Origin of the sequence: Pseudomonas sp. NFXW11 (assembly GCF_049887815.1) — a bacterium.
Lineage (GTDB): Bacteria > Pseudomonadota > Gammaproteobacteria > Pseudomonadales > Pseudomonadaceae > Aquipseudomonas.
On record NZ_JAGEKI010000006.1, the window covers coordinates 180,650 to 205,263 of the forward strand.

The 24,614-nt window shown below is 66.3% G+C and carries 25 protein-coding genes; 11 read left to right on the plus strand and 14 right to left on the minus strand.

Features of this window, described 5'->3' with window-relative positions; translation table 11 throughout:
* Window positions 1-74: 74 nt before the first annotated feature.
* The gene (locus tag J4P02_RS11875) at window positions 75-1,721 is read right to left on the minus strand and encodes a GMC family oxidoreductase (protein ID WP_426190325.1); all 1,647 of its coding nucleotides are present in this window, start codon (window positions 1,719-1,721) and stop codon (window positions 75-77) included.
* Between the two features lie 130 nt (window positions 1,722-1,851).
* Here J4P02_RS11875 and J4P02_RS11880 point away from each other — a divergent pair, with 130 nt between their 5' ends.
* The gene (locus J4P02_RS11880; protein ID WP_426190327.1) at window positions 1,852-2,757 is read left to right on the plus strand and encodes a LysR family transcriptional regulator; all 906 of its coding nucleotides are present in this window, start codon (window positions 1,852-1,854) and stop codon (window positions 2,755-2,757) included.
* A 6-nt stretch (window positions 2,758-2,763) separates the two neighbouring features.
* Here the strand turns inward: J4P02_RS11880 and J4P02_RS11885 are convergent, their stop codons facing one another.
* From J4P02_RS11885 to J4P02_RS11895, 3 genes are all read right to left on the minus strand, one after another.
* On the minus strand, window positions 2,764-3,699 hold the full coding sequence (locus J4P02_RS11885) for a phytanoyl-CoA dioxygenase family protein (protein ID WP_426190329.1): 936 nt from the start codon (window positions 3,697-3,699) through the stop codon (window positions 2,764-2,766).
* A 117-nt stretch (window positions 3,700-3,816) separates the two neighbouring features.
* Window positions 3,817-4,236, minus strand: coding sequence for a hypothetical protein (locus J4P02_RS11890; RefSeq protein ID WP_426190331.1), 420 nt, complete (start codon window positions 4,234-4,236; stop codon window positions 3,817-3,819).
* 96 nt (window positions 4,237-4,332) lie between these two features.
* Window positions 4,333-5,835 (minus strand): MFS transporter, encoded by a 1,503-nt coding sequence (locus tag J4P02_RS11895; RefSeq protein WP_426190333.1) that lies wholly within the window; start codon window positions 5,833-5,835, stop codon window positions 4,333-4,335.
* Between the two features lie 153 nt (window positions 5,836-5,988).
* Here J4P02_RS11895 and J4P02_RS11900 point away from each other — a divergent pair, with 153 nt between their 5' ends.
* Both J4P02_RS11900 and J4P02_RS11905 read left to right on the plus strand, forming a co-directional pair.
* The gene (locus tag J4P02_RS11900; protein WP_426190335.1) at window positions 5,989-6,609 is read left to right on the plus strand and encodes a TetR/AcrR family transcriptional regulator; all 621 of its coding nucleotides are present in this window, start codon (window positions 5,989-5,991) and stop codon (window positions 6,607-6,609) included.
* A gap of 31 nt (window positions 6,610-6,640) precedes the next feature.
* A complete protein-coding gene (locus tag J4P02_RS11905) occupies window positions 6,641-7,009 on the plus strand; it encodes a hypothetical protein (protein WP_426190337.1) in 369 nt (122 codons plus the stop codon).
* 16 nt (window positions 7,010-7,025) lie between these two features.
* On the opposite strand, the gene J4P02_RS11910 is transcribed toward J4P02_RS11905, so the two are convergent.
* The 4 genes from J4P02_RS11910 to J4P02_RS11925 form a co-directional block, all read right to left on the minus strand.
* The gene (locus J4P02_RS11910; RefSeq protein ID WP_426190339.1) at window positions 7,026-8,132 is read right to left on the minus strand and encodes a DNA alkylation repair protein; all 1,107 of its coding nucleotides are present in this window, start codon (window positions 8,130-8,132) and stop codon (window positions 7,026-7,028) included.
* Between the two features lie 135 nt (window positions 8,133-8,267).
* Window positions 8,268-10,091, minus strand: coding sequence for a monovalent cation:proton antiporter-2 (CPA2) family protein (locus tag J4P02_RS11915; RefSeq protein WP_426190341.1), 1,824 nt, complete (start codon window positions 10,089-10,091; stop codon window positions 8,268-8,270).
* A gap of 216 nt (window positions 10,092-10,307) precedes the next feature.
* The gene (locus J4P02_RS11920) at window positions 10,308-11,318 is read right to left on the minus strand and encodes a M48 family metallopeptidase (protein ID WP_426190345.1); all 1,011 of its coding nucleotides are present in this window, start codon (window positions 11,316-11,318) and stop codon (window positions 10,308-10,310) included.
* A gap of 54 nt (window positions 11,319-11,372) precedes the next feature.
* On the minus strand, window positions 11,373-11,972 hold the full coding sequence (locus tag J4P02_RS11925; protein WP_426190347.1) for a LemA family protein: 600 nt from the start codon (window positions 11,970-11,972) through the stop codon (window positions 11,373-11,375).
* A gap of 191 nt (window positions 11,973-12,163) precedes the next feature.
* On the opposite strand from J4P02_RS11925, the gene J4P02_RS11930 reads away from it, so the two are divergent.
* The 4 genes from J4P02_RS11930 to J4P02_RS11945 all read left to right on the plus strand — a co-directional run bounded on the left by J4P02_RS11930 (window position 12,164) and on the right by J4P02_RS11945 (window position 13,894).
* Window positions 12,164-12,595 carry a DUF4265 domain-containing protein gene (locus J4P02_RS11930; protein WP_426190349.1) on the plus strand — a complete coding sequence of 144 codons (432 nt, stop codon included), beginning with the start codon at window positions 12,164-12,166 and terminating at the stop codon, window positions 12,593-12,595.
* Between the two features lie 23 nt (window positions 12,596-12,618).
* Window positions 12,619-13,011 (plus strand): Imm10 family immunity protein, encoded by a 393-nt coding sequence (locus J4P02_RS11935; protein ID WP_426190351.1) that lies wholly within the window; start codon window positions 12,619-12,621, stop codon window positions 13,009-13,011.
* Between the two features lie 73 nt (window positions 13,012-13,084).
* Window positions 13,085-13,423 (plus strand): FKBP-type peptidyl-prolyl cis-trans isomerase, encoded by a 339-nt coding sequence (locus tag J4P02_RS11940; protein ID WP_426190353.1) that lies wholly within the window; start codon window positions 13,085-13,087, stop codon window positions 13,421-13,423.
* A gap of 27 nt (window positions 13,424-13,450) precedes the next feature.
* Window positions 13,451-13,894 (plus strand): NUDIX hydrolase, encoded by a 444-nt coding sequence (locus J4P02_RS11945; RefSeq protein ID WP_426190355.1) that lies wholly within the window; start codon window positions 13,451-13,453, stop codon window positions 13,892-13,894.
* Here J4P02_RS11945 and J4P02_RS11950 read toward each other — a convergent pair.
* On the minus strand, window positions 13,888-14,910 hold the full coding sequence (locus J4P02_RS11950; RefSeq protein ID WP_426190357.1) for a diguanylate cyclase domain-containing protein: 1,023 nt from the start codon (window positions 14,908-14,910) through the stop codon (window positions 13,888-13,890). The two genes, J4P02_RS11945 and J4P02_RS11950, sit on opposite strands and share 7 nt — an antisense overlap.
* Before the next feature lie 212 nt (window positions 14,911-15,122).
* On the opposite strand from J4P02_RS11950, the gene J4P02_RS11955 reads away from it, so the two are divergent.
* Together J4P02_RS11955 and dmeF are read left to right on the plus strand one after the other, a co-directional pair.
* Window positions 15,123-15,398, plus strand: a complete 276-nt coding sequence (locus tag J4P02_RS11955) for a metal/formaldehyde-sensitive transcriptional repressor (RefSeq protein ID WP_426190359.1) — start codon at window positions 15,123-15,125, stop codon at window positions 15,396-15,398.
* A 9-nt stretch (window positions 15,399-15,407) separates the two neighbouring features.
* Window positions 15,408-16,400, plus strand: a complete 993-nt coding sequence (gene dmeF / locus J4P02_RS11960) for a CDF family Co(II)/Ni(II) efflux transporter DmeF (protein WP_426190361.1) — start codon at window positions 15,408-15,410, stop codon at window positions 16,398-16,400.
* An 18-nt stretch (window positions 16,401-16,418) separates the two neighbouring features.
* Here the strand turns inward: dmeF and J4P02_RS11965 are convergent, their stop codons facing one another.
* Window positions 16,419-17,054, minus strand: coding sequence for a LysE family translocator (locus tag J4P02_RS11965; protein ID WP_426190594.1), 636 nt, complete (start codon window positions 17,052-17,054; stop codon window positions 16,419-16,421).
* Between the two features lie 120 nt (window positions 17,055-17,174).
* On the opposite strand from J4P02_RS11965, the gene J4P02_RS11970 reads away from it, so the two are divergent.
* The gene (locus J4P02_RS11970) at window positions 17,175-18,128 is read left to right on the plus strand and encodes a LysR substrate-binding domain-containing protein (RefSeq protein ID WP_426190363.1); all 954 of its coding nucleotides are present in this window, start codon (window positions 17,175-17,177) and stop codon (window positions 18,126-18,128) included.
* Here J4P02_RS11970 and J4P02_RS11975 read toward each other — a convergent pair.
* Genes J4P02_RS11975 through J4P02_RS11985 form a run of 3 tightly spaced genes read right to left on the minus strand, consistent with a single transcriptional unit; the run spans window position 18,110 to window position 20,143 of the window.
* On the minus strand, window positions 18,110-18,604 hold the full coding sequence (locus tag J4P02_RS11975; RefSeq protein WP_426190365.1) for a DUF1543 domain-containing protein: 495 nt from the start codon (window positions 18,602-18,604) through the stop codon (window positions 18,110-18,112). The genes J4P02_RS11970 and J4P02_RS11975 overlap by 19 nt on opposite strands.
* Before the next feature lie 31 nt (window positions 18,605-18,635).
* Complete coding sequence (locus J4P02_RS11980) at window positions 18,636-19,004, minus strand: antibiotic biosynthesis monooxygenase family protein (RefSeq protein WP_426190367.1); 369 nt, start codon at window positions 19,002-19,004, stop codon at window positions 18,636-18,638.
* The gene (locus tag J4P02_RS11985) at window positions 19,001-20,143 is read right to left on the minus strand and encodes a cytochrome P450 (protein WP_426190369.1); all 1,143 of its coding nucleotides are present in this window, start codon (window positions 20,141-20,143) and stop codon (window positions 19,001-19,003) included. Before J4P02_RS11985 ends, J4P02_RS11980 begins: the two co-directional genes overlap by 4 nt.
* An 81-nt stretch (window positions 20,144-20,224) precedes the next feature.
* Between J4P02_RS11985 and J4P02_RS11990 the strand changes: the two genes are divergently transcribed.
* Window positions 20,225-20,980: an ArsR/SmtB family transcription factor gene (locus J4P02_RS11990; protein ID WP_426190371.1), complete on the plus strand. Its 756-nt coding sequence runs from the start codon at window positions 20,225-20,227 to the stop codon at window positions 20,978-20,980.
* A 14-nt stretch (window positions 20,981-20,994) separates the two neighbouring features.
* Here the strand turns inward: J4P02_RS11990 and J4P02_RS11995 are convergent, their stop codons facing one another.
* Window positions 20,995-24,597, minus strand: coding sequence for a transporter substrate-binding domain-containing protein (locus J4P02_RS11995; RefSeq protein ID WP_426190373.1), 3,603 nt, complete (start codon window positions 24,595-24,597; stop codon window positions 20,995-20,997).
* Window positions 24,598-24,614 lie beyond the last annotated feature (17 nt).

The window sequence follows — 24,614 nt, forward strand, 5'->3', positions numbered from 1 at the left end:
GCTTGCCAGCGAATAGGCCCTTGAGCCTGGCGTCGACCTTGAGGCCGCCTTCGCCGGCAAGCCGGCTCCTACAGTCATGCCGGGGTGGCGGTTTTCTGGTTCTGCAGGTTGCTCCTGGGCACCGAGGCCAGAATCAGTTCGGCGGCCTTCTCGGCGATCATCAGGGTCGGCGAGCAGGTATTGCCCGAGGTAATGCTGGGCATGATCGAGGCATCGGCGATGCGCAACCCGCCAATTCCATGCACCCGCAATTGTGCGTCCACCACCGCCTGGGGGTCGTTGCCCATACGGCAGGTGCCCACCGGATGGAAAATGGTGGTGCCGATGCGTCCGGCGGCTTCCTGCAATTGCTCGCTGCTTTGCAGCTCGGCGCCGGGCAGGTACTCGCTGGGCTTGAACGGCTGCAGGGCCGGGGCGCTGACGATGCGCCGGGTCAGGCGAATGGCATCGGCCGCCACCCGCAGGTCTTCTGGATGGCTCAGGTAGTTGGGCTGGATCAGCGGTGCGGCACCGGCCTCCAGCGAGCGGATCTCGACCCGGCCACGGCTTTGCGGACGCAGGTCGCAGACCGAGGCGGTAAAGGCCGGGAAGGCATGCAGAGGTTCGCCGAAGCGCTCCAGGGACAAGGGTTGTACGTGGTACTCCAGGTTGGCCCGGGCCTGCTCCGGGCCCGAGCGGGCAAAGGCGCCCAGCTGGCTGGGGGCCATGGACAGCGGCCCGGAACGGTCATACAGGTAGCGCAGGCCCATGCCCATCTTGCCCCACAGGCTGCCGGCGATCTGGTTCAGGGTGCGGGCATTCTGCAGCTTGTAGATCAGGCGCAGTTGCAGGTGATCCTGCAGGTTCTGACCCACCCCGGGCAGGGCATGGCTGACGCCTATGCCCAGGCGTTGCAGCAGCGCGCTGGGCCCCACCCCGGAACGCTGGAGGATGCTCGGCGAACCAATGGCGCCAGCGCAGAGAATGATTTCCCGGCGCGCCTTGAAGTTCACCAGGCGCCCCTCGCAGCTGGCCCGCACCGCCGTGGCACGGCCATCCTCGAGGATCAGCCGCTGCACCTCGATGCCGGTCAGCACCACCAGGTTGGGGCGCTGGGCAATGGGCTTGAGAAAGGCCTTGGCCGCATTCCAGCGCACCCCGGCCTTCTGGTTGACCTGGAAATAGCCGCAGCCTTCGTTGTCGCCACCGTTGAAGTCATCGGTATTGCGGATGCCGCTCTGTTGCGCCGCATCGCGAAAGGCGTCGAGAATCGGCCACGACAAGCGCTGGCGCTCGACCCGCCATTCGCCGCTGGCGCCGTGCAACTCGGTGCTGCCGGCAAAGTGGTTCTCGCTCTTCTTGAACAGCGGCAGCACCTGCTCCCAGCTCCAGCCGGGGTTGCCCGCGGCGGCCCAGCCATCGTAGTCGGCGGCCTGGCCGCGCATGTAGATCATGCCGTTGATCGACGAGCAGCCCCCCAGCACCTTGCCCCGCGGGTAGCTCAGGCTGCGACCCTGCAGGCCGGGCTCGGCCTCGGTCTTGAAGCACCAGTCGGTGCGCGGGTTGCCGATGCAGAACAGGTAGCCCACGGGAATGTGGATCCAGGGGTAGTTGTCGCGACCGCCGGCTTCCAGCAACAGCACCCGGTGCTGGGGATTGGCCGACAGGCGATTGGCCAACAGGCAGCCGGCAGGGCCGGCGCCGACCACTATGTAGTCGTAGGCGTCAAAGGCGGGAAGCATCCGTGACCTCGCTTCTGGTTCTTGTTGTGCCTTCATCCTAGTTGTTAGCTTTCGTCAAAAGAATGTTAGTTTTTGCCCACCCGCTGTGCGTTTTCTAACAGTGCCGAGCGCGGCACCGACAAGGAATCCCATGTTCGACTGGAATGACCTGCGCTTCTTTCTCGAGCTGCAACGCAGCGGCCGCCTGCTCACCGCGGCGCGCCGGCTGAACACCACCCACGCCACGGTGGCGCGGCATATCGAGGCGGTGGAGAAGGCCCTGGGCACCGCGCTGTTCGTCCAGCATGCCCAGGGCTACGAGTTGACCCCGGCCGGCGAGGCGCTGCTCAAGCATGCCGAGGCCATGGAGAACGTGGCCCTGCTGGTGCAGGAGGAAATCACCCAGTCCAGCGCGCCCCTGGGCAAGATCCGCGTCGGGGTCACCGAAGGCCTGGGGGTGAAGTTCCTTGCCAGCCGCATGCACGGCCTGTTCGAGCGCTACCCGGGGCTGGAGGTGGAGCTGGTGGCGGTGCCGCGCTTTGTCAGCATCCTCAATCGCGAGGCGGAGATCAGCATCCACCTGGAACGCCCCAGTGCCGACATGCTGGTGACCCGCAAGCTCACCGACTACCGCCTGGCGCTGTACGCCAGCCAGGCCTACCTGGACCGCGCGCCGCCCCTGCGCAGCCGCGAGGACCTGGGGCGCCACGCCTGGATCGGCTACGTCGACGACCTGCTGTTCAGCCAGGAACTGATGTTTCTCAACAGCTTCTGCCGCAACCCGCGGGTGGTGTTCCACAGCACCAGTGTGATTGCCCAGCAGGAAGCCGCGCGCTCGGGCCTGGGGATCGCCGTGTTGCCGTGCTACATGGCCGCTGCCGACCCGCAATTGGTGCCGCTGCTGCCGGCCGAGAGCATCCAGCGCGCCTACTGGATCAGCACCCGCCGCGAGCTGCACAAGTCGGTGCGGCTGCGGGTGGTCTGGGACTATGTGATGGAGTTGTGCGCGAGCCAGCAGGCGGTGTTGCTGGGGCCCGAGGTGACGGCCCGGGCCTGAGCGGAATCAGAGCATCGGCCCGCAATGCACCGACTGGCGAATCGGTTCCCCCGGCGCAATATCGACAAACCGCGACCCATAGGACTCAGCCTTCAACGGTCCGCCTTCGCGGCCCATGCCCAGGCCACCGGCACTCTGGGTTTCGCCTTGCTGCAACAGCGGGTCGAGGCAGGCCTCGGCGCTCAGCAGGCGCAGGGTCACGGCCTGGCGGCGCGGTTGTTCACCGGCCAGCAGGGGGCTGGAGCGGTGCCACAGGTATTTGCTGAACAGCAGCGCGTCGCCGGGCTCGAAGGCATCCTCCAGGCGCTGCTGTTCGAAGCAGTCGATCAGTGGCCCAGGGGTACCGTAGGTCTGTTGCAACTGCGCACTGAGCTCGGCCACCGATTCGCCCCGCGCCAGCTTCTCGGCCAACTGCCGCGAATACTGGAAATTGGCCTGGGCCGAGCACAGCGACAGCGGCACCCAGGCCATGCCGCCGCCCTGGCCTTGCGGGCGGATCGGTTGCAACGGCAGCCACAGGCTGAAGGCCGGGTCCTGGGGGCGGATATAGCGAAAGTTCAGCGAATCGTAATGCCAGGCAAAGCCCGTGCGCCCCACTGGCAGCTCGAAACTCTGGGCCTCGCTGACAATCAGCCGGCCGCCCGTGAGGCCGGTGAGTGCCTGGGCAAAGGCCGGTTGCTGGTAGAGCCGTTCGAGAATGCCGACCTGCCCCAGTTGGTGAGTCAGGCGGCCGAAGCCGTCGCCATGGCTTGCCGTGTTCGGTTGGGCAGGGCGCAACTGGCTGTCGGCCAGTTCGCGCAGTTGTTCGATGGCGGACTGTGTCAGCAGTTGACGCAGCTTGATGAAGCCACGCTCGTGGAACTGCTGCAGGTCGTGTTGCTCCAGGCGCAGCGGGTTGACCAGGGCAGCGGCGGTGTCGGGCAGAACCGAGGGCAGGTTCACAGGGGCATTCCATTACCGGGGACAAGGCCCCTGAGTATGGGCGGCACGCGCCGGGACGCCAGGCTGGATTCGACCTCGGGCGGTGTCTTTGCGACATCGGCAAGGCTGCGCAGCGCCTTAGCTGTCGTCGCGGATATAGCGATCCTGGGTCTGGATAAAGTCATCGAAGGCCCTGGAGTTGTAGACCTCGAGGCAGGCATGCAACACCACCTTGGTGGGGCTGTACTTGCTGCGGCCCGAAGCCCGGGCATAGGCCGCGGTCACATAGTCGGTGGTGGCGTTGTAGGGGTCGTGCAGGGTTTCCAGGGTGTCTTCGTTCTGCAGCACGTTGTGCAAGCCCGCGCCCAGCACGCCATACATGCCGATCGCATGGCGGACATCCTGGCCCATGGCCGAGGGTTCCGGGAAGCGCTCGCCCAGGCAGTTGGCCAGGCCGTAGTTCTTCAGCGACTGGCGCGCGGCCTCGACCGTGCTCGTGGCCTGGGCCGTGCTGCAGGCAGCGGCCAGCAATAACAGCAGTGCGTTTATCCTTTTCACCCTTGTCACTCCTCGATCCCAGCATCCGCCCGTGCTGGCGGGCGCAGATGGTCGGCGGCGCCACGGCGCTTGTCAACGCGTCGGCTGGGCGTCGGGCTATCGGTCGGTCTCGGCGGCGGGCGCGCGAGCCGGTTGCTGGCGGGTGCCCAGCAACAGCCCCATGGCCAACAGGCTGGCTGCACCGGCCAGGGCCATGGCCAGGCGAAAGCCGCTGGTCATGGCGGCGCCATACAGCTCGCTGAACAGTGGTGGGTGCAGCGTCAGATGGTGCTCGATCACCGCCTGCCTGGCCAGCTCGGCGGCGTTGTCGATGCCGGCCGCTCTGGCCGAGTCGCTGAGCACCTGCAGCGCCCGGGCGCTCATCAAGCTGCCGAGCAGGGCGATACCCAGGCTCATGCCGGTCTGGCGCAGGGCGTTCATGCTGGCCGAGGCGATCCCGGCACGCTCCACCGGCGCACAGGCCATCACCATCAAGCCTGTGGCCGGCACCGCCAGGCCCATGCCCAACCCCAGGAGGCCGAACAACCCGCCCACCAGCCAGTAGGGCGTATGGCTATCGAAGACGGTCATGGCGCTCATTGCCAGGCCCACCAGGCCATAGCCGCCGACCATCAGCCAAGGCAGGGGAAGGTGCTGGTGCAGGCGGCCGAAGAGTATCGACACACAGCCCGTGACCACGAACTGCGCAAGCATCCGCAGGCCGCTGTCGGCGGCCGACCAGCCCTGGATCTGCTGCAGGAAGATCGAGAAGAAGAACAGGCTGCTGTAGCAGGAAAAGCCGAGGATAAACGACGCCAGGTTGGCCGTCGCGAAGGGTCGCTGGCGGAACAGCGCCAGCGGCACCAGCGGCCGCTGCACTCGACCCTCCACCCAGATCAGGCCCAGCAGGGCCAGGGCCGCCAATAGCCAGGAAGCCAGGGCCGCGGGGCTGGCGAAACCCTGCTCGCCGGCGACGATCAGCCCGTAGCTCAGGGCCCCGAGGCAGAGCACACTGAGAATCTGCCCCAGAGGATCGAGCGCGGCCTGCTGGGGATGCTTGCGCTCGCTGATGCCCCAGCCGCCCAGCGCCAGCGCCAACAGGCCGATGGGCAGGTTGATCAGGAAGATGCTCTGCCAGCCCAGGTGCTCCAGCAGCAGCCCGCCCAGCAGCGGCCCGAGGATCAGCGCCAGGGCACTGAAGGCCGACCAGCCGCCAATCACATGGGCCCGTTGCCGGGCATCGGGGAAGGCATGGCTGAGGATCGGCATCGCCCCGGGAATCAGCAGGGCCCCGGCCAGCCCTTGCACCGCGCGCCCGACCAGCAGCAGCGAGAGTTCCTGGGCCAGGGCGCACAGCGCCGAGCCGAGGCAGAACAGCAGTACGCCGATCAGCCAGCAGCGCTTGTGGCCGAAACGGTCTGCCAGGGGCCCCGCCGACAGCATGAATGCCGAAAGGCAGATGGCGTAGGCATTGACCACCCATTGCAGGCCGCCGAGGCCAGTGGCCAGGGCCTGCTGCAAGGTCGGCAGGGCGAGGTTGACGATGCTGATGTCGAGGGACGCGAGGAAGGTCCCGAGGTAGGCGGCGGCTACCAGGGCAGGGCGGCGAAAGCGTTGCATATGAATCTCCCGCGGTGTCTGGAATGGGTTTGCGGGGCCAGCTTAGTGTTTCGACTGACCGTCGGTCAATGGAAAATGACAAGGATTCTCAACTCTCTTTTCCCTGGCAATTGCCCTAATATGTCGCCCTTGTCGAACCGCATGGATGGCTGCATGAGCCGCAATACCCCCCCGTCCCCCGAGCAGCCGCGACCGCGCACCAAACCGGCTGAAGTGCGCCTGGAAGAGCTGATGGCCGCCGCCGAGAGCCTGTTCCTCAGCCAGGGCGTGGAGGCCACCACCATCAGCGAGATAGTCGCCCGGGCCGAGGTGGCCAAGGGCACCTTCTATCACTACTTCGACTCCAAGAACGACATGCTGGCGGCCCTCGGCCAGCGCTATACCCGGCACTTCCTCGAACGCCTGGAGCAGGCGCTGGATGCCTGCGCCGAGGATGACTGGGTGGGTCGCATCTCAAGCTGGATCCGCACCAGCGTGCAGGCCTACCTCGACAGCTACCGGCTGCACGACATCGTCTACCCCAGCCATCATCACCATGACCGCGGAAACCCGGAAAAGAGCGCGATCCTTGAGCAGTTGCTGGGCATTCTCGAAGGCGGCCAGCACGCCGGCAGTTGGCAGCTGGCACAGCCCGGGGTCATGGCGTCCTTGATCTATGCCGGGGTGCATGGCGCCACTGACGATGTGATCGCCGCCGGCGAGGCAGACGGCCGGGTCCTGGCCGAGGCCATCGTCCAGGCCTGCCTGCGCATGCTGGGTGTCGAGCAGCGCTGAAATCCCCCCAGGTACAAGGAATCACCTGTCAATGAAAACCGCCAAGCGCTTGATCGGCGCTGCGCTCGCCCTGTTGCTGGCTTACCAGGGTTATGTCTGGGTGTACTACGGCATGCCCTACCGGGAGCGCCGCTACAGCCCTAACCAGGCCTTCTACTACCAGAAGTACCGACTGTTCAGCTGGAGCCGCTGGATACCGCGCATGACCATGCCCGGCGATGGCGACAGTTCGCTGTACGCCATCGATGGCTACCTGCGGGTGTTCAAGGCTGACGGCACCCTGGAGGGAGAGGGCTATGACCGATGCATCTCGGTGACGGAGGTGTTCTGGACCGGCAGGTCGCTGGTCGGCTTCGGCTGCACTGAGCACCTGATCCGCTTGTCAGCGGATGGTGGCTAGGGTGCGGCCGTCGCGTTTAACCCGGCAGCAGCTCGAAGTGCGCACTGGCCAGGCAATCGCCGTTGACCAGCAGGTGCACCTGATGGTGCCCCGGGTAATGGCGCCGAGTGCTGAAGTCGCGGATCTGCTGCTGGCGCTGTAACAGCTGGCGGGCTTCGCCTGGCAGGGTGAAGGTCTTGAACTTGAACACCTTGCGTGAGGTGGCGCCCGAGGCCTTGACGTAGTCGATGGCGTAATCCACCACCAGGCGCTGGGGTTCGGGGCTGGTGGACTGCAATTGCAGCGACAGGCTCAAGGCGTCGCCCAGTTGCAGGGCGCTCGGGCTCGCCTTGAATGCCTCCACTTGCACCTGGGCCCGGGCGCCGGCGCCGATCAGTGCCAGGGCCTGGCGTTCACCTTGCTTGATTAGGCTGCGCAGGCCGTGGCGGGCGATCCAGGCGCTGTGGGGTTGCTCCAGCGGCCAGCCCTGCAAGCGTTCCAGCAGCCACTGCGGATGTTCCTTGCTGATGTCGTTGAGGTGGTTGGCCACTGACTTGCGCACATACAGGCTGGGGTCGTTCTTCAGGCGTTCGAGGATCGGCCCTGCCAGTTCCGGGTCGGCCTGCAACTGCTCCAGGCGAAATGACCAGGGCAGGCGCGGGCGGCTGCCTTCGCTGGCCAGCCGGCGCACATGCTCATCGGCATCCGCGGCCCACTCCAGCATCAGCGCCAGGCTGCGCTGGCAGTCCTGGCGGATAAACGGCCGCACGGCGAATTCCGAGGAGCCAAAGCCGGTGAAGTACTTCAGCGCGTCCATGGACAGGTCGAATTGATCCAGGCCGTGGCTGGCGACGAAGTGCGGCAGGAAGATGCACACGAAACGGCTGTTCAGGCGCGGCGCCAGGGCCCGCAGCCGTTCGAGGCTGCCGGGGTAGTCCAGGTCCAGCACCTGGTGCAGGCTGTCGCTGACCCGGGCCAGGCGCTGCATCAGCGACAGCTCATCGAGGCCCTGGCTGGCCAGGTGCAGGAAGTCCCGGTGGCGAAAGGCCGGGTACACCCGGTGCATCTCTCGGGCGATGTGCTCCAGGCGTTCGTGGTTGAAGATTTCCTTGAGGGCCGGGGCCTTCTCTTGGCTAGAGCTCATGGGGTGTATCCATTCAGAAGCGAGGCGGCGCCCACTCTACACAACCCCCCTGACAGAAGCTGTCAGGACAGGTTGTGTAGGAGCTGGCTTGCCAGCGAAGGGCGCGCCGCATCATGGGTTCATGCCCAGGCCAGATCAGCGCATTGGCGGCAGCGGGCTCTCCACTTGCTCATCCTGCTCGTCGGCCTCGAACAGCCGGGCCAGTTCGGCCCGGGCTTCCTGGGCGCTTTGCAGCACCTTGGCGGCGTCGTCGTACATCGCGTGCTGGTCTGCCAGCAGCTGTTCGTCGTGCTGGGTAAAGCGTTGGATCCGCGAGTCGGCCTGGGCCTGGCTCAAGCCCAGGCCGACCAGGGTGCGGCGGCTCATTTCCAGGCTTGAGTAATAGGTTTCCCGCACCGCCTGGGCATCCAGGTCCACCAGCCGGTGCACGTGCTGGCGGTTACGTGCGCGAGCGATGATCTTCAGGTGCGGGTAGAGCTTGCGCACCTTTTCCGCGGTCTTGATATTGGTTTCCGGGTCGTCGGTGGCAATCACGAAATACTCGGCCTGGCCGACCTTGGCCGCGCTGAGGATCTCCGGGCGCATGGGGTCGCCGTAGAACACCGGCATGCCGCCGAAACTGCGGATCAGCTCGATGGTGTCCACCGAGGTGTCCAGGGCCACGAAGGGCACCTTCTGTGCCCGCAGGATACGGGCCACGATCTGCCCCATGCGGCCCATCCCGGCAATCACCACTCGCGGGTTGTCGGCATCGATCTCGCGGTATTCGGCGGGCATATCCACGGCCTTGGCCTTGGGCTTGAGCCAGCGCGAACAGGCCAGCAACAGCAGCGGCGTGAGGGCCATGGACAGGGTGATGGTGAGCACCAGCAAATCATGCAGCTGGGCTTCGAACAGGCCCTGGTCGCGGCCGATCTTGAACACCACGAAGGCAAATTCACCGCCGGCGGCCAGCACCACCCCGAGGCGCACCGCGCTTTCCCGATTGAGGCCGCCGGCCAGGCGCCCGACCACATACAGCAGCGGCAGCTTGAGGCCGATCAGCAACAGGGTCAGGCCCAGTACCGCCACCGGTGCGCTGAACAGCAGGCTGAGGTTGGCGCCCATGCCGACGCTGATGAAGAACAGCCCCAGCAGCAGGCCCTTGAAGGGTTCGATCTGTGCTTCCAGCTCGTGGCGGTACTCGGAATCGGCCAGCAGCAGCCCGGCAAGAAAGGCCCCCAGGGCCATGGACACGCCCACCAGGTCCATCAGCCAGGCGGTGCCGATCACCACCAGCAGGGCGGTGGCGGTGGACACTTCCGGCAAGCGGGTGCGGGCAACGATGCGGAACACCGGACGCAGCAGGTAGCGCCCACCGACCACCACCACGGCGATGCTGCCCAGCACCTGCAGACCGTGGCGCAGGTCATCGGCGCTGCTGCTGTGGTGATCACCGCCGGCCAGCACCGGAACCATGGCAATCAATGGAATCGCCGCGATGTCCTGGAACAGCAGGATGGCGAAGGCCATGCGCCCGTGAGGGCTGTTCAGCTCCTTGCGCTCGGCCAGGCTCTGCAGGCCCAGGGCGGTGGACGACAGGGCCAGGCCCAGGCCCAGGACGATGGCACTGTTGAGTGACTGGCCGAACAGAAACAGCGCTATCACACCGATCAGCATCCCGGTCAGCAGCACCTGGGCCAGGCCGACGCCGAACACCGCCTTGCGCATCACCCACAGGCGCTTGGGCGACAGCTCCAGGCCGATGATAAACAGCAACAGCACCACCCCCAGCTCGGAAATATGGCTGACGCTCTGCGGGTTGCCGATCAGGCCCAGTACCGACGGGCCGATCAACACCCCCGCCAGCAGGTAGCCGAGCACCGCGCCCAGTTGCAGGCGCTTGGCCAGGGGCACGATCAGCACCGCGGCGCAGAGAAACACGACGGCGGCTTGTAGCAGGTTGCCTTCATGGGGCATGGGGGAACTCCTGGTAACACGGTGCGCTGGGGCTGGAGGGTGATGGCCGAAGGTTGCACCGGCGGCCGCCACTGTCTCCGGTCAACACTGGAACGAAAACGGGATCTTTGTTGTGACAGGCCTGGCGGGCTTCAGGACACGTCGTCGAGCTGGAACCGGCTGACCTGGCGGCCATGGTCGCAGTTCAATGTTGCACTGAGGCGCTGTGTGCTTCGGCTACCGGGGCGCGAAGCGCCCATCCCACTGCGGGTCCAGGCGCTGGATGCGCGCGGCCAGGGGAGGGTGGGTGGCGAACAGGCGACCCCAGCGGGTTTTCGCCTCCTGATGGAAGTACATGTGGCTGTACTGCGCGGCGCCAAAGGCCTTGAGGCGTGAGCCGGCCTTGTGGGCGCCGATCTTCTTCAGGGCGCCGCCGATGCCCTCGGGGTTGCGGGTGAACTGTACCGCCGAGGCGTCGGCGAGAAACTCCCGCTGGCGACTGATGGCGGCCTTGATCAGGCTGCCCAGCAGGTTGCCCAGCGAGCCGAAGATCAACAGGGCTAGGCCCAGCACGGCGTAGATGATCTGCCACATAAACCGGTGGCGATCACTGCCCAGGTGCTCGCGCTCGGCCTGGCGCAGCACCAGGATGCCCGCCAGGCTGAACACCAGCAGGCCGTGAATCACCGATAGCAGCCGAGTGTTGAGGCGCATGTCGCCATTGAGGATATGGCTGAATTCGTGGGCGATCATGCCTTGCAGTTCGTCGCGGTCGAGGTGGACCAGGGCGCCGCGGGTCACGCCGAGCACCGCCTGCTGGGGGTCGAGGCCGGCGGCGAAGGCGTTGATCGCGTCTTCCGGCAGCAGGTACACCCCGGGCATCGCGGTGCCCGAGGCCAGGGCCATTTCCTCGACGATATGCAACAGCCGGCGTTCCTCGGGGCTGCGCGGGGCGCCATTGAGCAGGCGTCCACCGAGGAATTCGGCGATCACCCGGCCACCGGCGCGCAGGCGCCAGGTCTTGTAGCAACTGCCCAGCAGCACCACCAACAGGATGCTCAGCGCCACCGCGGCAAATACGGTCCAGCTGAATACCTTGGGCTGGTTGTATTCCTGGTTCAGCTCCCGCCACAGCAGGCCCAGGCCCAGGCTGCCAAGGGCGCTCAGGCAGGCCACGGCCAGGGTCATCAACAGCAGCAGTTTGAGGGTGTGGCGCCTGGCGCGGGCCTGGTGCTGGAAAAACTTCATGCAATGTTCCGGGGCAATAAGCGGCCCTATACAGCCTGTACAGGGACGCCTGTGTTACGAGAAGGACAGCCGAGTGGCCTGTTGAATCTCTGCGCTGTCGGCGAACTGCAGCAGCGCGGCATCGGCCTTGTGGCCGAACAGGCGGGCGAAAAACAGCGCCGGCACCCGTTGCTTGCAGAGGTTGTAGTCGGTCACTGCGTCGTTGAAGGCCTGGCGGGCGAACGCCACCTTGTTCTCGGTGCTGATGAGCTCTTCGCTCAACTGCGCCATGTTCTGCGAGGCCTGCAGCTGGGGGTAGGCTTCCAGGCTCAGGTGCAGGCGGCTCAGGGCGTGGTCCAGGGCGCTTTGGTCCTGGCCCAGGCGGGCGATTTTCTCGCTGTCGCCAGGCTGCGCCGCTGCCGCTTGCAGGCTGTTGCTGGCCTGGTTGCGGGCCTGGGCCAGCTCGGTCAGGGTGCTGTGTTCGTGCTGCAGGTAGCCCTTGACGGCCTCCAGCAGGTTGGGAATCAGGTCATAGCGGCGCTTGAGCTGCACCTCGATCTGGGCGAAGGCGTTGTGCAGGCGAATGCGGCGGCTGGTCAGGCGGTTGTACAGGCTGACCAGGTACAGCGCCAGTACAGCCAGCAGCACCAGGGTGACGATATCGGCCGGGGCCATGGGATGTCCTTATCTGGGTGGGGCGTGGGGGCGGCAATGGTAACGGATTATTCCCCGGCCGTGGCAGCGTTGCGCGGTCTAGACCGGCCCGGCAAGGATTGCCAAGCGCCGGCAATTCTGCGAAAAAGCGCTCCGCGTCGCGTTGCCCGCATCAGCAACGGACTTTGAAAGGCTCGATCCAGGGACAGGTGATGGACAAGATCATGCTCAGGTTGTCGGTTGTCGACGACTATCCACCGGCGGCCAGCGAAGGGGTCTGGGCCGAACGGCTGGCCGATGGCTGCTACCGCATCGCCAATATTCCCTTCTATTCCCAGGAACTGTGCAGCGGCGACGAGGTGCAGGTGCGCACCGAGGCCGATGGCCTGCAGTGGTTCTGCGAGGTGGTGCGCAGCAGCGGCAACAGCACCTTGCGCCTGATATTCATGGTTGCTGGCGAGGCTCAGATAAACCCGGTACTGCAGCGGATCAGCGACCTGGGTTGTCGCTGGGAAGGCTTCAGCCAACGCTTCTATTCGGTCAATGTGCCGCCTTCGGTATCGCTGGATACCGTGCTGGACTACCTGCAGGAATGCTTCGAACAGGACTGGCTGGACTATGAAACCGGGCTGTTGCGCCAATGACCCATCAACCAGGAGCCACACCCATGCAACTGATGTTCCAGGCCACTACCTACAGCGCCTTCACTGAAGACCAGGTGCGGATCTTCGGCCTGGCCGACGACCCGCAAGCACCCGAGCACTACCTGCTGCTGCAACGCGCGGAAAGCTTCGACGAACAGGACCAGGCGCTGGGCATGGACAGCTATTACCTCGAGCTGGGCGGGCAGCAGATGGCCGGCTACGGCGGTGTCGATCGGCTGCTGCTGGAACCCGGCCAGTTGACCCTGCACTTCTCCACGACCCAGGCCTGGTGCCGCGACCTGAGTGCGCTGGTGGTGCGCTGGTCGGCCGAGTTGGCAAGCCTGGAGGCGATGGCGGTGGCGCTCGAGGGCATATTCGAGGGCTGTGGCAGCTTGATCGAGGTGCGCCAGGGGTGATTGCCAAGCGCCGGCATTTCTGCGAAAAAGCCCGCCGCAGTCCCGCGATGGGGCGATTGAACGGGAGTGCAGCATGAGCGACGAATTGCAGATCATCGAAATCCAGCCGGGCGACGGCAAGGCCGTGGTCAAGGGCGCCCTGATCACCACCCAGTACCGGGGCTTCCTGGAAGATGGCAGCAGCTTCGATTCTTCCTACGATCGCGGTAAACCCTTCCAGTGCGTGATTGGCACCGGCCGGGTGATCAAGGGATGGGACCAGGGCCTGATGGGCATGCGGGTGGGCGGCAAGCGCAAGCTGCTGGTGCCGGCGCACCTGGGGTATGGCGAGCGCAGCATGGGCGCGATCCCGCCCAACGCCAACCTGGTGTTCGAAATCGAGTTGCTGGAAGTGCTGACCCGCGACGACTGAACCTCCCTGTGCCTGGAACCCTGCCCAATGCTGCCCACTACAGCCTGCCCGGTCGTCCTGCGCCGCCGGGGTTGTCTGGAAATCCTGGTGTTTCGTCACCCCCTGGCCGGCGTGCAGTTGGTCAAGGGCAGCCTGGAACCGGGGGAGTGCAGCGCTGTGGCGGCGGTTCGCGAGTTGGCGGAGGAAGCCGGGGTGCAGGGCGTCGCTAGCGGTGCGCTGGGGGTCTGGGACGCAGGCTTTGCCGGGCAGGTCTGGGCCTTTCATCAGTGCCGGGCGGCGGCGCTGCCCGATACCTGGCGCCATCAGTGCGCCGACGATGGCGGGCATGAGTTCAGCTTCTTCTGGCATCCCCTGGCCAGCCCGCCTTCGGCCGAGTGGCACCCGCTGTTCCAGGGCGCCCTGGCCTTTGTGCGCCAGCAGCTGGAAGGTCGTGAGGTCGATGGCTGCGGGGCGTTGCCCGAGCGCTATTGAGCCAGCCGATACTGGTTGTTGCCGCTGCGCTTGGCTTCGTACATCGCCAGGTCGGCGATATGCAGCAGTTGGTCCATGCGCGCCCCGTGGTCAGGGAACACCGCCACCCCCAGGCTACTGCCGATGCTGTGCTGGCGGCTGTCGACTTCCACCGGCGCTGACAGTTGGCTGAAGATTTTCTCGCCAATGCGCCGGGCCTCTTCCGCCAGATCGAGCCCCGCAGACAAGCCCTCCAGCACCAGCACAAATTCATCGCCACCAATGCGCGCCACGGTGTCGCTGGCCCGCAGCATGCCTTGCAGGCGCTGGGCGGTGGCGCTCAACACCCGGTCGCCGGCGGCATGGCCGTACTGATCGTTGATCGCCTTGAAGCCATTGAGGTCGACGAATACCAGGGCCACCCGGGTCTCGGCGTGGCGCGCCTGTTCCAGGGCTTGGGACAGGCGCTGTTCGAGCATCAGGCGGTTGGGCAGGCCGGTCAGGGGGTCGAAGTGCGCCAGCTGCTGCAACTGGCGGGTGGAGACCTTTTCATCGGTGATATCGCGCACCACGCCTAGCATTTTGATGGTGGTGTCGTGCACATTCTTCACCACATTGCCGGTCTCGCGCAGCCAATGGATGCTGCCGTCGGGCCACACCACGCGGTATTCCTCGTCATGATTCTCGCCGGTCTGCAGGCAGCGCAGCTCGCCGGCGCGAACCCGCTCGCGGTCCTCGGGGTGCACGCGGGAGCAGAACAGCTCGTAGGAGGGCACCACTTCGCCAACCTTGAAGCCGAACATGCCGTAGATGGCCTCCGACCAGTACAGGCGCTGGGTGTCCACTTCCCAGTCCCAGGTGCCGATGCGCGCGAAGTACTGGCTGCGCTTGAAGCGCTCAGCCTCGTCAGGGGTGCCTTCGAGGCCTTGTCGATAGGCGCGCAACTGGGCCTGGGCGCGGCGCTCGCGGCGCAGCAGCCATAACGCCAGCAGGGCCAGCAGCAGGGTCAGGCAGAGCAGGGACCAGACGGCAATCATCGGATTCTGGACAGCATGGAAGAAGAGATCCTGAAGGGAGGATGGCACATGGCTATGTTAATCCAGGCGCTTGTCGCGCCGCACGGTTTTTCCAGCGCTAACCCAGCCAGCCCCATGCAGGCGACCGTCCAGCCGCTGGTGATGCAGCGGCGCTTGCGCCCTGTGCAGGGCGGGAGCAGAATGCTCGCCATATAGGTATAGGGGGTATAGGTATGTCACACACTCAGGCACAGAAGGACGAGCTGCTCAAGCGGGTGCGACGCATCCTCGGCCAGGTCCAGGCCGTGGAGCGGGCCCTGGAAAGCGGAGCCGACTGCGGCAAGACCCTGCATCTGGTGGCCGCCACCCGTGGCGCCATCAGCGGGCTGATGGGCGAGATCATCGAAGCCCACGCCCTGGAGCACGTGGCCAACCCCGAACTCAGCGATGCCGAGCGCGCCCAGGGCGTGGATGAACTGCTCGCGGCCATCCGCCGTTATTCCAAGTAGGAGCGCGTCATGAATCTGTCTCAGCACGCGGCACACCTGGCCCACGATCATCAGTTTCTCGGCGCCGATCACGATGACAACGCCCGGCGCACGCTGTGGGTGGTGGTGTTGACCCTGGTGATGATGGCCGGAGAGATAGTCGCCGGTTACCTCACTGGCTCCATGGCCCTGCTGGCGGACGGGCTGCACATGGCCACCCACGCCGGGGCCCTGGGTATTGCGGCGGCGGCCTACGGCTTTGCCCGGCGCAATGCCGGCAACCGGCGTTTCAGCTTTGGCACGGGCAAGGTCGGCGATCTTGCGGGTTTCGCCTCGGCGATCATTCTCGGCCTGGTGGCGCTGGGGATTGCCGGCGAATCCCTGGTGCGGCTGTTCCAGCCCACTCAAGTGGCCTTTGGCGAAGCCACGCTGATTGCCGTGGTGGGGTTGCTGGTGAACATCCTCAGCGCCTGGTTGCTGGGCGGTGGTCATGGACACCACCACGGTCATGCTCACGCCCATCATCATGCTCACGAGCATCACGAGCATCACGAGCATCACGAGCATCACGAGCATCACGAGCATCACGAGCATCACCGGGCCCAGGGCGACAACAACCTGCGTTCGGCCTATGTGCATGTGCTGGCCGATGCCCTGACCTCGGTGCTGGCGATTGCCGCGTTGCTGGCCGGGCGCTACCTGGGCTGGGTGTGGCTCGATCCGGCGATGGGCATCGTCGGTGCGCTGGTGATTGCCCGCTGGTCCTATGCCTTGATCAAGTCCAGCGCCGCGGTGCTGCTCGATGCCAGCGACGAGCAGGTGGCGCAGCAGATCCGTGCCTCGCTGGAAGGCCCCGGGGATGCCCGCATCGTCGACCTGCACGTGTGGCAGGTGGGGCCCGAGGCGCGGGCGGCGATCGTCAGCGTGCTGGCCGAGAAGGCCCTCAGCCATGAGGCCCTGCGCGGCCGCCTGGAAGCCTTGCCCGGGCTGGCGCACCTGACCCTGGAACTGCGCAGTGTCTGAGGCCCTCGGCCGGGCGCCTTACAGCGTGTCCGGCCGGCACAGCTCCAGCAGCGAATAAGCCATGCCCACCAGGGCCACGGCCAGCAGCACCAGGCTCGAGACGCTGCTGACCAGGCGCTTGTACTTCAGCGAGAACCCCTGGCGCGCCACCAGGATATAGGCCCCCAGCACGGCGAAATCCACCAGCACCCAGACCAGGGTCAGCAGCAGCGCACTGTGCTGGAAGGAGCGGGTGACCTGGATGAACTGAGGGAAGAAGGACACGAAGAAGATGATGTCCTTGGGGTTGCCGATGCCCAGCAGAAAACCGCTGAGCAGGCCCTGGCGACCGCGCTTGGGTCGGGGCGCCGCCTGCTCGCTGCCGCTGGCCCGAGCATCTTTGAGCCCCTGCAGGGCCAGCCAGGCGATAAAGCAGCAGCCCAACAGGCTCACCCAACTGATCAGTTGCGGGTTCAGCGCCAGCCCGGTGCTGAGCATCAGCACCGCCGCCAGCGCCAGCAGCAGCGAGGCGGCGTTGGTGCCCAGGGCGGTCAGCAGCGCCTGGCGCGGTCCGGCATGCAGGCTGGTGTTGACGATCAGCGCCACCACCGGCCCTGGGGTGGCCACCAGCATCAGTACGCTGAGCAGGTAGGCCAACAATAACGACAGGTTCAGATCCACGGTTCACTGCTCTCGAAAGTTGCACAAGGGCCTAGCTTGCTGGCTGCAGCCTGCGTTGAAAAACGCAAAAAGCTGTGACCTACTATGATTTTTTATCATCATGAGTGCCTGCCCGTGGTCGAGTCCCTGCCGCCGCTCTACGCCTTGCGCGCCTTTGAAGTGGCGGCCCGTTCCAGCTCCTTCACCCGCGCCGCCGAAGAACTGTGCCTGACCCAGAGCGCCATCAGCCGGCATATCCGTACCCTGGAAAACCAGTTTGGCTGCCGCCTGTTCGAGCGCCATGGCCCGCGCCTGGTGCTGACCGAAGTGGGCCAGCGCCTGGCCCGGGAGTTGAAGTCCGGCTTTCGTATTATCGAGGACGCCTGCCTGCCGTTGCGCGCCAACAGTGGCCAATTGCGCCTCAAGGCGCCTTCGACCCTGACCATGCGCTGGCTGTTGCGGGTGCTGGAACGGCTCAAGCAGGAGCAGCCGGCGCTGGCGGTGCAGATGGCCAGCGTCTGGATGGACTTCGACCATGTGGACTTCTACGCCGAGCCCTACGACTGCGCGATTCTCCTGGGCAACGGCCAGTTCGGTGCCGGGGTCGAGGCTTGCAAGCTGTTCGATGAGTGGCTGATTCCCATCGGCCCGCCGCAGGTGCTGGAGGGGCCGGCCTGGACCCTGGCGCGGCTACGGGAGGCCGAACTGATCCACCCCTCGGCGGATCGTCGCGACTGGCGCCGCTGGTTGCAGGGCCAGCCGAGCCCAGGCCTGGCGGAGCAGGTGCGGCTGGATCGGGGCAATGTCTTCGACACCCTGGACCAGGCGATTTCCGCAGCCATGGGCGGGCACGGCCTGTCCATTGGCGACCTGCACCTGGTGGCGGAGGATATCCGTTGCGGACGGGTCGGCCTGCCCTTTCCCCACGCCGTGGCCTCGGGGGATGCCTACTACCTGGTGTGGCTGCGCGACGGGCCGCGCCAGGAGGCCATCGCCCGCCTGCGCAGTTTCCTGCTGAGCCAGGTGACCCGCATCGACGACTTCGAGCTGCACTACATCGCGTCCGCTACTCAGCCGATAACGATGTAGTCGTTATGCTGCACCAGCCCCTGGTGTGGCCCCGGCACCAGATGGATATAGCGCCCCTCCAACTGGTCGATCGGCAGGCAATCATCGACATCCAACAGGGCATCGGTATGGGCCTTGTGCCAATGGGCGAGCATCTGCCGCTTGCCCTTGGCCTTGGCTTCGAGCGGGTCGCGAGCCACTACCAGCAGGTAGCTGTGGGCCTCGCCGAAGCGGCCTGCCTCGTAGCCGCCCAGGTTGAGGAAGAACAGGCGCGGGGTGTCCGGCGCCGGGGCCAGGGGGCTGAGTTCGACCTTGTAGCCCTCGACCCCGTCGACCCGCATCCAGGAGTCGATATGCAGGCCCCGGGGCTTGCCGAACCAGCCTTCGCGCAACTGCGGGTAAGCCGCCTCCAGGCTTTCGCCCAGCACAAAGCGCACATCATGGACTTCGATATTCGCCCGGGGGTGCTTGCCCCCCAGCATCACCACAAACAGCATGCAGATTCCTCAGGTTGCGTTCGCACTGGCTTTATCGCTGCGGCCCGGAGTGCCTGGCTTCATGCGCTTGGCGGCTGTCTTCGGGAGCCTGCTGGCGCTGGTGCAGGCCATAGTCGCGCAGCACCCCGGCGACCCGCAGCCGGTAATCGGCGAACAGCGAGTCACGGCCCAGGGCCTGAGCCCGGCGATGGGATTCCAGCCGGCGCCAGCCCGCCACGGCCTGTTCATCACGCCAGAACGACAGGGACAGCAGTTTATCGGGCTGGCTCAGGCTCTGGAATCGCTCGATGGCAATGAAGCCGTCGAGGCCTTCGAGTTCCTGCTTGAGGGCCGCGGCCAGGGCCAGGTAGTGCTCGCGCCCTGCTGCATGGGGCACAACTTCAAAGATCACCGCGATCATTGGCCGACCTCGCCAAGGTCGCTGAACCTGGGGATGCGGCCATTGACCGAAGGTTGGTAATCCCAGCTCAACGCCAGCTGTGCCAGGTTCGGCGCCTGCAACAGTTGATGCAGCAGGCTGTGCACCAGGTTCAGCGCCAGGCCCCGGCCCGGGCAGCGGTGTACCCCGGCGCCGAAGCTGAAGCCCAGCCGCGCCGGGTCGTGGTCGCTAAGCGCTGTCAGGGCCGGGTCGTGATTGGCCGCCGCCAGCAGCACCAGCACGCAGTCGCCGGCGCGCAGCTCGACCCCCAGCAGGCTGCAGTCCTCGGCGATAAAGCGCCGGGTGTTGTGTACCGGCGGGTCCAGGCGCTGGCGTTGCAGCAGCCAGGCCTGCAGCGCGTGGGGATCGCTGGCCAGTTGCTGGCGCAGCGCCGGGTCGGCCAACAGGGCGATCAGGGCATTGCCCAGCAGCCCGGCGCAGGCATCGTGGGCCTGGGCCAGCAGGCCCAGCAGATTGGCTTGCAGGTCCAGCGGTTCGAGTGCGCCACGCTGCGCGAGGATACGCCTCAGCCAGGGGCTGTGGACCGGAGCCTCCACCAGCGCCTGCATGCTGCTGCTCAGGTACTGGGCGGCGCGGTCGGCGGCCTGCACTTGTTCCGCGCTGGCCAGGGGCGAGAAGCAGGCGACGAATTCGCCAGTGCGCCGGGCCAGTTCCTCGCAGTGCTCCTGCGCTACACCCAGCAAGCCCGCCAGCAGCGCCACCGGCAGGCGAAATTGCCAGCGTTGCAGGTCGGCGGCGCAGCCCGGCGCACTCAGGGCCGGGCGCCAGCGGGCCAGCCAGGGACCCAGGTCGATGCTTGCGGCGTCTTCCAGCATGGGCGCCATGGCGGCTCGTGGGCAGGCGTGGCGCGGGCCATCGTTCATCCGCATCAGCCGCGCGAACACTTCCCCGGCCGGGCGCCCGGCGATGGCCCGGGGCACCGGTTCCTGGGCCGGGCGTACCCGACAGGCCGGGTGGGCGAGCACCGCCGCCACCGCGGCGGCCGTACTGGCGAGCCACAGGCCCAGGGTCGAGTCGTAGCTCAGGCCGCCCTGTTCGCGCAGGCGGGTGTAGTGGCAGTGGTAGGGGTCGAAATGGGTAGCAGCGCTGATCGGGTCCATGATTTGTCTCTTTGTTCGGCAGATATCCAGGTTGCTACTATCCTCATCCTTTCGAAGACACGATTCGTCATGGAGCGAAATATGAATGTAGTGCAGAACGACCTGGGACTTTCCCATGTGGCGGCGGCGATTGCCGAGCCGGCCCGCACCCGCATGCTCTGTGCGCTGATGGACGGCCACGCGCGCACCAGCACCGAATTGGCGGCGATTGCCGAGGTCAGCACCTCCACCGCCAGCGCCCACCTGGCCAAGCTCAAGGAGGCGGGCCTGTTGCGGGTGCGGGTGCAGGGCCGGCATCGCTATTACGCCCTCGGCGACCCGCTGGTGGCCCAGGCCCTGGAGTCCTTGATGGTGATCGCCCAGGGCAGCAGCCGGACCTTCACCCCGCGAACCCCGGACCGCTTGCAGTTCGCCCGCACCTGCTACGACCACCTGGCGGGCACCCTCGGCGTGCAACTGCACGACCGCATGCTCGAAGCCGGCTGGCTGCTGCTGGACGGCGAGGGCGAGGAGTACCGGGTCAGCGCCAGCGGCGAGGAGTTCTTCCGTGGCCTGGGCATTGAAGTGGCCGAGCTCAAGAGCCTGCGCCGGCGCTTCGCCTGTCCGTGCCTGGACTGGAGCATGCGTCGCCCGCACCTGGGTGGGGCCCTGGGCGCGGCGCTGTTGCAGGCGCTGCTCGAACGCAAGTGGCTGACCCGTGACCTGGACAGCCGGGCCCTGACCCTCACCGCCACCGGCGGGCGCTATATCAGCAAGCGCTTCAGCATGGCGCTGATTCAACCCTCGCGGCCGCTGACCTCCTCCGCCAGTCGCGAACTGCTGAGCCTGGCGGAGTGAGGGCCGGCGGCTGATCAGCCGGAAGCCAGGGCTTCGCGCAGGTCACGGTCGAGGTCGACCATGGCCTGCTCCAGGTGGGTCAGGGCGAGTTTGATCTGCTGCGGGTCGGCGGCTTCGCGGCAGATCTGTTCCAGGTGTTCGCAGCCGTCGATCAGGTCCCGGGCGCGGATGATCCGTGCCGCGCCACGGATGCGGTGGGCCAGTTCCGCGGCGCCCTGGCTGGCGTTGCCGGCCAGCAGTTGGCGCACCTGGGCCAGGTCTTGCTGGTTGCTCTGGTGCAGCCCCTGCAGCACGCGCTGGGTGGACTGCGGATCGCCGCCGGTGAGGTGGTCCAGTTGCTGGATGTCATAGCGCTGGCTGCCGGCCCGCAGCGGCCTGCGCGGCAGGATCGGCAACTGGCGCAGGCGGCGGTCCAGCTCCGGTAGGGCGATGGGCTTGAAGATGCAGCCATTCATCCCGGCGTCCAGGCAACGCTGTTCTTCCTCGGGCTGGACATTGGCGGTGAAACCGAAGATCTGCACCGCCGGTCGGCCCTCGGCCTGCTCGGCGGCACGGATCTGCGCGGCCAGTTGATAGCCGTTGAGCACCGGCATATTGCAGTCGGTGATCACCAGGTCGAAGGTTTCCCGCTGCCAGATCCGCAGCGCCTCGGCGCCGTTCTGCGCCTGGCTCAATGAATAGTCCAGATAGCGCAACTGTTCGCAGAGCAGTTGCCGATTGGCCTGGCTGTCGTCCACCACCAGGATATGCAGCGGTGCCCGCTCGGCCTCGGGGGCGGCCGCCGGCACAACCGGTGCCGGCGCCTGGGGCAGGGGCTCGAGGCGGCTCAGGCGCAGTTGCACCCGGGCCAGGGTGCCGTGCCCGGGCCGGCTTTCCAGGCTCAGTTGGCCGCCCATCATCTCGCACAGGGTGCGGCAGATCACCAGCCCCAGGCCGGTGCCGGAGCGGGCGTCCTGATGCTGGCCGGGCACCTGGCTGAAGGGCTGGAACAGGCGTTGCTGGTCTTCTGCGGCAATGCCGATGCCGCTGTCGCGGACCGTCAGCAGCAACTGCAGCAGGCCGGGTTCCGGGCTTTCGGCGCTGAGGCGGATCTGCACCTCGCCCTGTTCGGTGAACTTGATCGCGTTGCTCACCAGGTTCGACAGGATTTGCTTGAAGCGCAGCGGGTCCACCAGCACCTCGCCATTGGCGCTGCTGTCCAGGTCCAGCTCCAGGCGCAGGCCCTTCTGCCGCGCCAGGCCATCGAACACCCGGAACACCGACTCCACCAACTCGCGCAGCTGGGCGCGTTCGGAGCTCAGGCTCAGGCGCCCGCTTTCGATCCGGGCGATATCCAGGATGTCGCCGATCAGCTCTAGCAGGCCCTGGGCCGAACCGTAGGCCACCTCGATCGAGGCGCGGTCGAGCTGGCCCTGGTCGGCGCGCTTGAGGGCCAGTTCGAGCATGCCGATCACCGCGCTCATGGGGGTGCGGATCTCGTGGCTCATGGTGGCCAGGAAGGTGGTCTTGGCCCGGTTGGCCTTGTCGGCGTCGTTCTTGGCCTGGGTCAGTTCGTCCAGCAGTTGCTGGCGCTCGCTGATGTCCAGCCAGCCACCGATGATGCCCTGGATTTCGCCCTGGGCGTTCCGGTACGGCAGCATCCAGTGGTAGATGTTCAGGCGCTGGCCGCGGATGTGCACCTGGCGGTCGATCAGCAACGGCTGGCCGCCGTCGAGGATGGTCTGGAAATCCACCGCGAACTCGCGGGCCTCGGGCACCGCCAGTTCCTCCAGGGTGGTGCCCAGCACGCTCTGCCGGTCGCTGCCCAGGGCCTTGAGGTAGCTGTCGTTGCAGATCACCAGGCGCCGCTGCAGGTCGCGCACGTAGATCGGGTTGGGGGTGCCGTTGATCAGCGCGTCCATAAAGCGCATCTGGTCGTTGAGGGCGTGTTCAGCGCGTTCGCGCTGGCTGACCTGGCGGCGCATGGCGTAGCCCCAGGCCAGGGCGATCAGCAGCAGCAGCGCGCAACCGGCGGCCGCCAGGTACAGGGTGGTGCGGTAGTCGCGCCAGGAGGGCGGGGCCACTGCCGCCTTGGAGCGCCAGCGGTTGTTGAGCTCGGTGATGGCGTCGGGGGCGATGCTGCGCAGCGACTTGTCGATGATAGTGAACAGCTCCAACTGGTCGCGGCGAATGCCGAACGACTCGTTGAGCAGGGGCAGGTCCAGGGTCGACTTGACCTTGAGCTGGTCTTCCTTGATTCGCGGGCGGTTGAAACTGATGGAAATCTCGGCCTGCACCGCGCCGTCGCCCTGATGCTCGCGCAGCAGGGTCAGGGCCTCGAAATTGGTCTGCACTTCCTGGACGCGGATCTGCGGGTAGCGCTCTCGCAGCAGCGGCAGCAGGGCATGGCCGCTGCCGATCAGCAGGGTCTTGCCGGCCATTTCCTCGAGGGTCTTCGGCGCCTGGGGTTCGTCGCGAGTGATCAGCATGTAAGGCCCCACCAGGTAGGGCCGGGTGAAGTGCAGGTAGCTCTCGCGCTCCGGGTTGCGCGCCAGGTCGGCGACCATTTGCACCCGGCCCTCGCGCACCGCGTCGCTGAGGTCTTTGAGGCTGGGCTGGGGCTCGATCTCGAAGTTCAGCCCGGTCTTGGCCTCAAGCATCGCGATCAGGTCGGCGGTGATGCCCAGGTGGTTGCCGTCGGTGTCGAAGTAGGACAGGGGCGGCAGGTAGCGATGGATGCCGATGTGCACCACTGGGTTGTTGTGGATCCAGCGTTGCTCGTCGGGGGTGAGCTCGGTCTTTTCCAGGCTCAGCAGCAGGCGGTCGCCCCAGCGATTGCGGATGCTGATGTCCTGCTCTTTATGCACTGCCTGCAGGGCGCTATCGAGCAGGTGCTGCAACTGCTGGTTGCCGGGTGCCACGGCGAAGGCGAAGCCGGAGACGCTGGCCGGGCCGCTGTAGATGATCCGCAGGTAGTCGCTGTAGTTGCGCGAGATCAGGAACTGCGCCGACACCCCATCCCCCAGCAGCACGTCGGCGTCGCCAAAGGCCACCGCGGCCATGGCTGCATCCGCGCTGGGGTAGGCGACAATCCGAGCCTTGGGGTACATGGCCTGGGCCACGGGCTCGGTGATGCTGTCCAGGGCAATGGCCAGGCGCCGTCCGGCCAGCCCGCTCTTGAGCGGCGGCGAGTCGCCCAGGCGCGCCACCAGGGTCGGGCGGTTGATCAGGTAGCTCCTGCTCAGCAGCAGGTGGCGTTGCTGGGCCTCGCTGGCGGTTACGCTGCCGATGAGATCGATTTCGCCCCTGGCCAGGGCATTGAACGCCTGTTCGCGACTGTCGTAGGCCAGCAGGCTGATTTTCACCCCCAGGGCATCGGCCAGCAGGCCGACATAGTCGGCGCTGATGCCTTCGTATTCGTTGGCCTCGTTGACCATCTCCAGGGGGGGCAGGTTCTGCCGCGAAGTGCCCAGCACCAGCTCGCGCTTGTTGCGCAGCCACTGCCAGTCGTCATTGCCCAATGGCAGTTCATGGTGATGGGGTGTTTCGTAGTTGAGCAGCTGCAAGGGCACCGGGTTGTCGCCGAAGGCCGGGAAGCATGCCAGCCAGATCAGCACTGGCAGGAGAAAACGAGGCATCGAGGCTCCTGGTGGGG

Coding starts and splice junctions, on each gene's coding strand:
- J4P02_RS11945 (WP_426190355.1), top strand. CDS start 13,451: ATGCTGCCCACTACAGCCTGCCCGGTCGTCCTGCGCCGCCGGGGTTGT.
- J4P02_RS11995 (WP_426190373.1), bottom strand. CDS start 24,597: ATGCCTCGTTTTCTCCTGCCAGTGCTGATCTGGCTGGCATGCTTCCCG.
- J4P02_RS11900 (WP_426190335.1), top strand. CDS start 5,989: ATGAGCCGCAATACCCCCCCGTCCCCCGAGCAGCCGCGACCGCGCACC.
- J4P02_RS11895 (WP_426190333.1), bottom strand. CDS start 5,835: ATGCAACGCTTTCGCCGCCCTGCCCTGGTAGCCGCCGCCTACCTCGGG.
- J4P02_RS11920 (WP_426190345.1), bottom strand. CDS start 11,318: ATGAAGTTTTTCCAGCACCAGGCCCGCGCCAGGCGCCACACCCTCAAA.
- J4P02_RS11930 (WP_426190349.1), top strand. CDS start 12,164: ATGGACAAGATCATGCTCAGGTTGTCGGTTGTCGACGACTATCCACCG.
- J4P02_RS11985 (WP_426190369.1), bottom strand. CDS start 20,143: ATGGACCCGATCAGCGCTGCTACCCATTTCGACCCCTACCACTGCCAC.
- J4P02_RS11910 (WP_426190339.1), bottom strand. CDS start 8,132: ATGAGCTCTAGCCAAGAGAAGGCCCCGGCCCTCAAGGAAATCTTCAAC.
- J4P02_RS11925 (WP_426190347.1), bottom strand. CDS start 11,972: ATGGCCCCGGCCGATATCGTCACCCTGGTGCTGCTGGCTGTACTGGCG.
- J4P02_RS11905 (WP_426190337.1), top strand. CDS start 6,641: ATGAAAACCGCCAAGCGCTTGATCGGCGCTGCGCTCGCCCTGTTGCTG.
- J4P02_RS11975 (WP_426190365.1), bottom strand. CDS start 18,604: ATGCTGTTTGTGGTGATGCTGGGGGGCAAGCACCCCCGGGCGAATATC.
- J4P02_RS11980 (WP_426190367.1), bottom strand. CDS start 19,004: ATGATCGCGGTGATCTTTGAAGTTGTGCCCCATGCAGCAGGGCGCGAG.
- J4P02_RS11880 (WP_426190327.1), top strand. CDS start 1,852: ATGTTCGACTGGAATGACCTGCGCTTCTTTCTCGAGCTGCAACGCAGC.
- J4P02_RS11875 (WP_426190325.1), bottom strand. CDS start 1,721: ATGCTTCCCGCCTTTGACGCCTACGACTACATAGTGGTCGGCGCCGGC.
- dmeF (WP_426190361.1), top strand. CDS start 15,408: ATGAATCTGTCTCAGCACGCGGCACACCTGGCCCACGATCATCAGTTT.
- J4P02_RS11955 (WP_426190359.1), top strand. CDS start 15,123: ATGTCACACACTCAGGCACAGAAGGACGAGCTGCTCAAGCGGGTGCGA.
- J4P02_RS11935 (WP_426190351.1), top strand. CDS start 12,619: ATGCAACTGATGTTCCAGGCCACTACCTACAGCGCCTTCACTGAAGAC.
- J4P02_RS11940 (WP_426190353.1), top strand. CDS start 13,085: ATGAGCGACGAATTGCAGATCATCGAAATCCAGCCGGGCGACGGCAAG.
- J4P02_RS11915 (WP_426190341.1), bottom strand. CDS start 10,091: ATGCCCCATGAAGGCAACCTGCTACAAGCCGCCGTCGTGTTTCTCTGC.
- J4P02_RS11950 (WP_426190357.1), bottom strand. CDS start 14,910: ATGATTGCCGTCTGGTCCCTGCTCTGCCTGACCCTGCTGCTGGCCCTG.
- J4P02_RS11990 (WP_426190371.1), top strand. CDS start 20,225: ATGAATGTAGTGCAGAACGACCTGGGACTTTCCCATGTGGCGGCGGCG.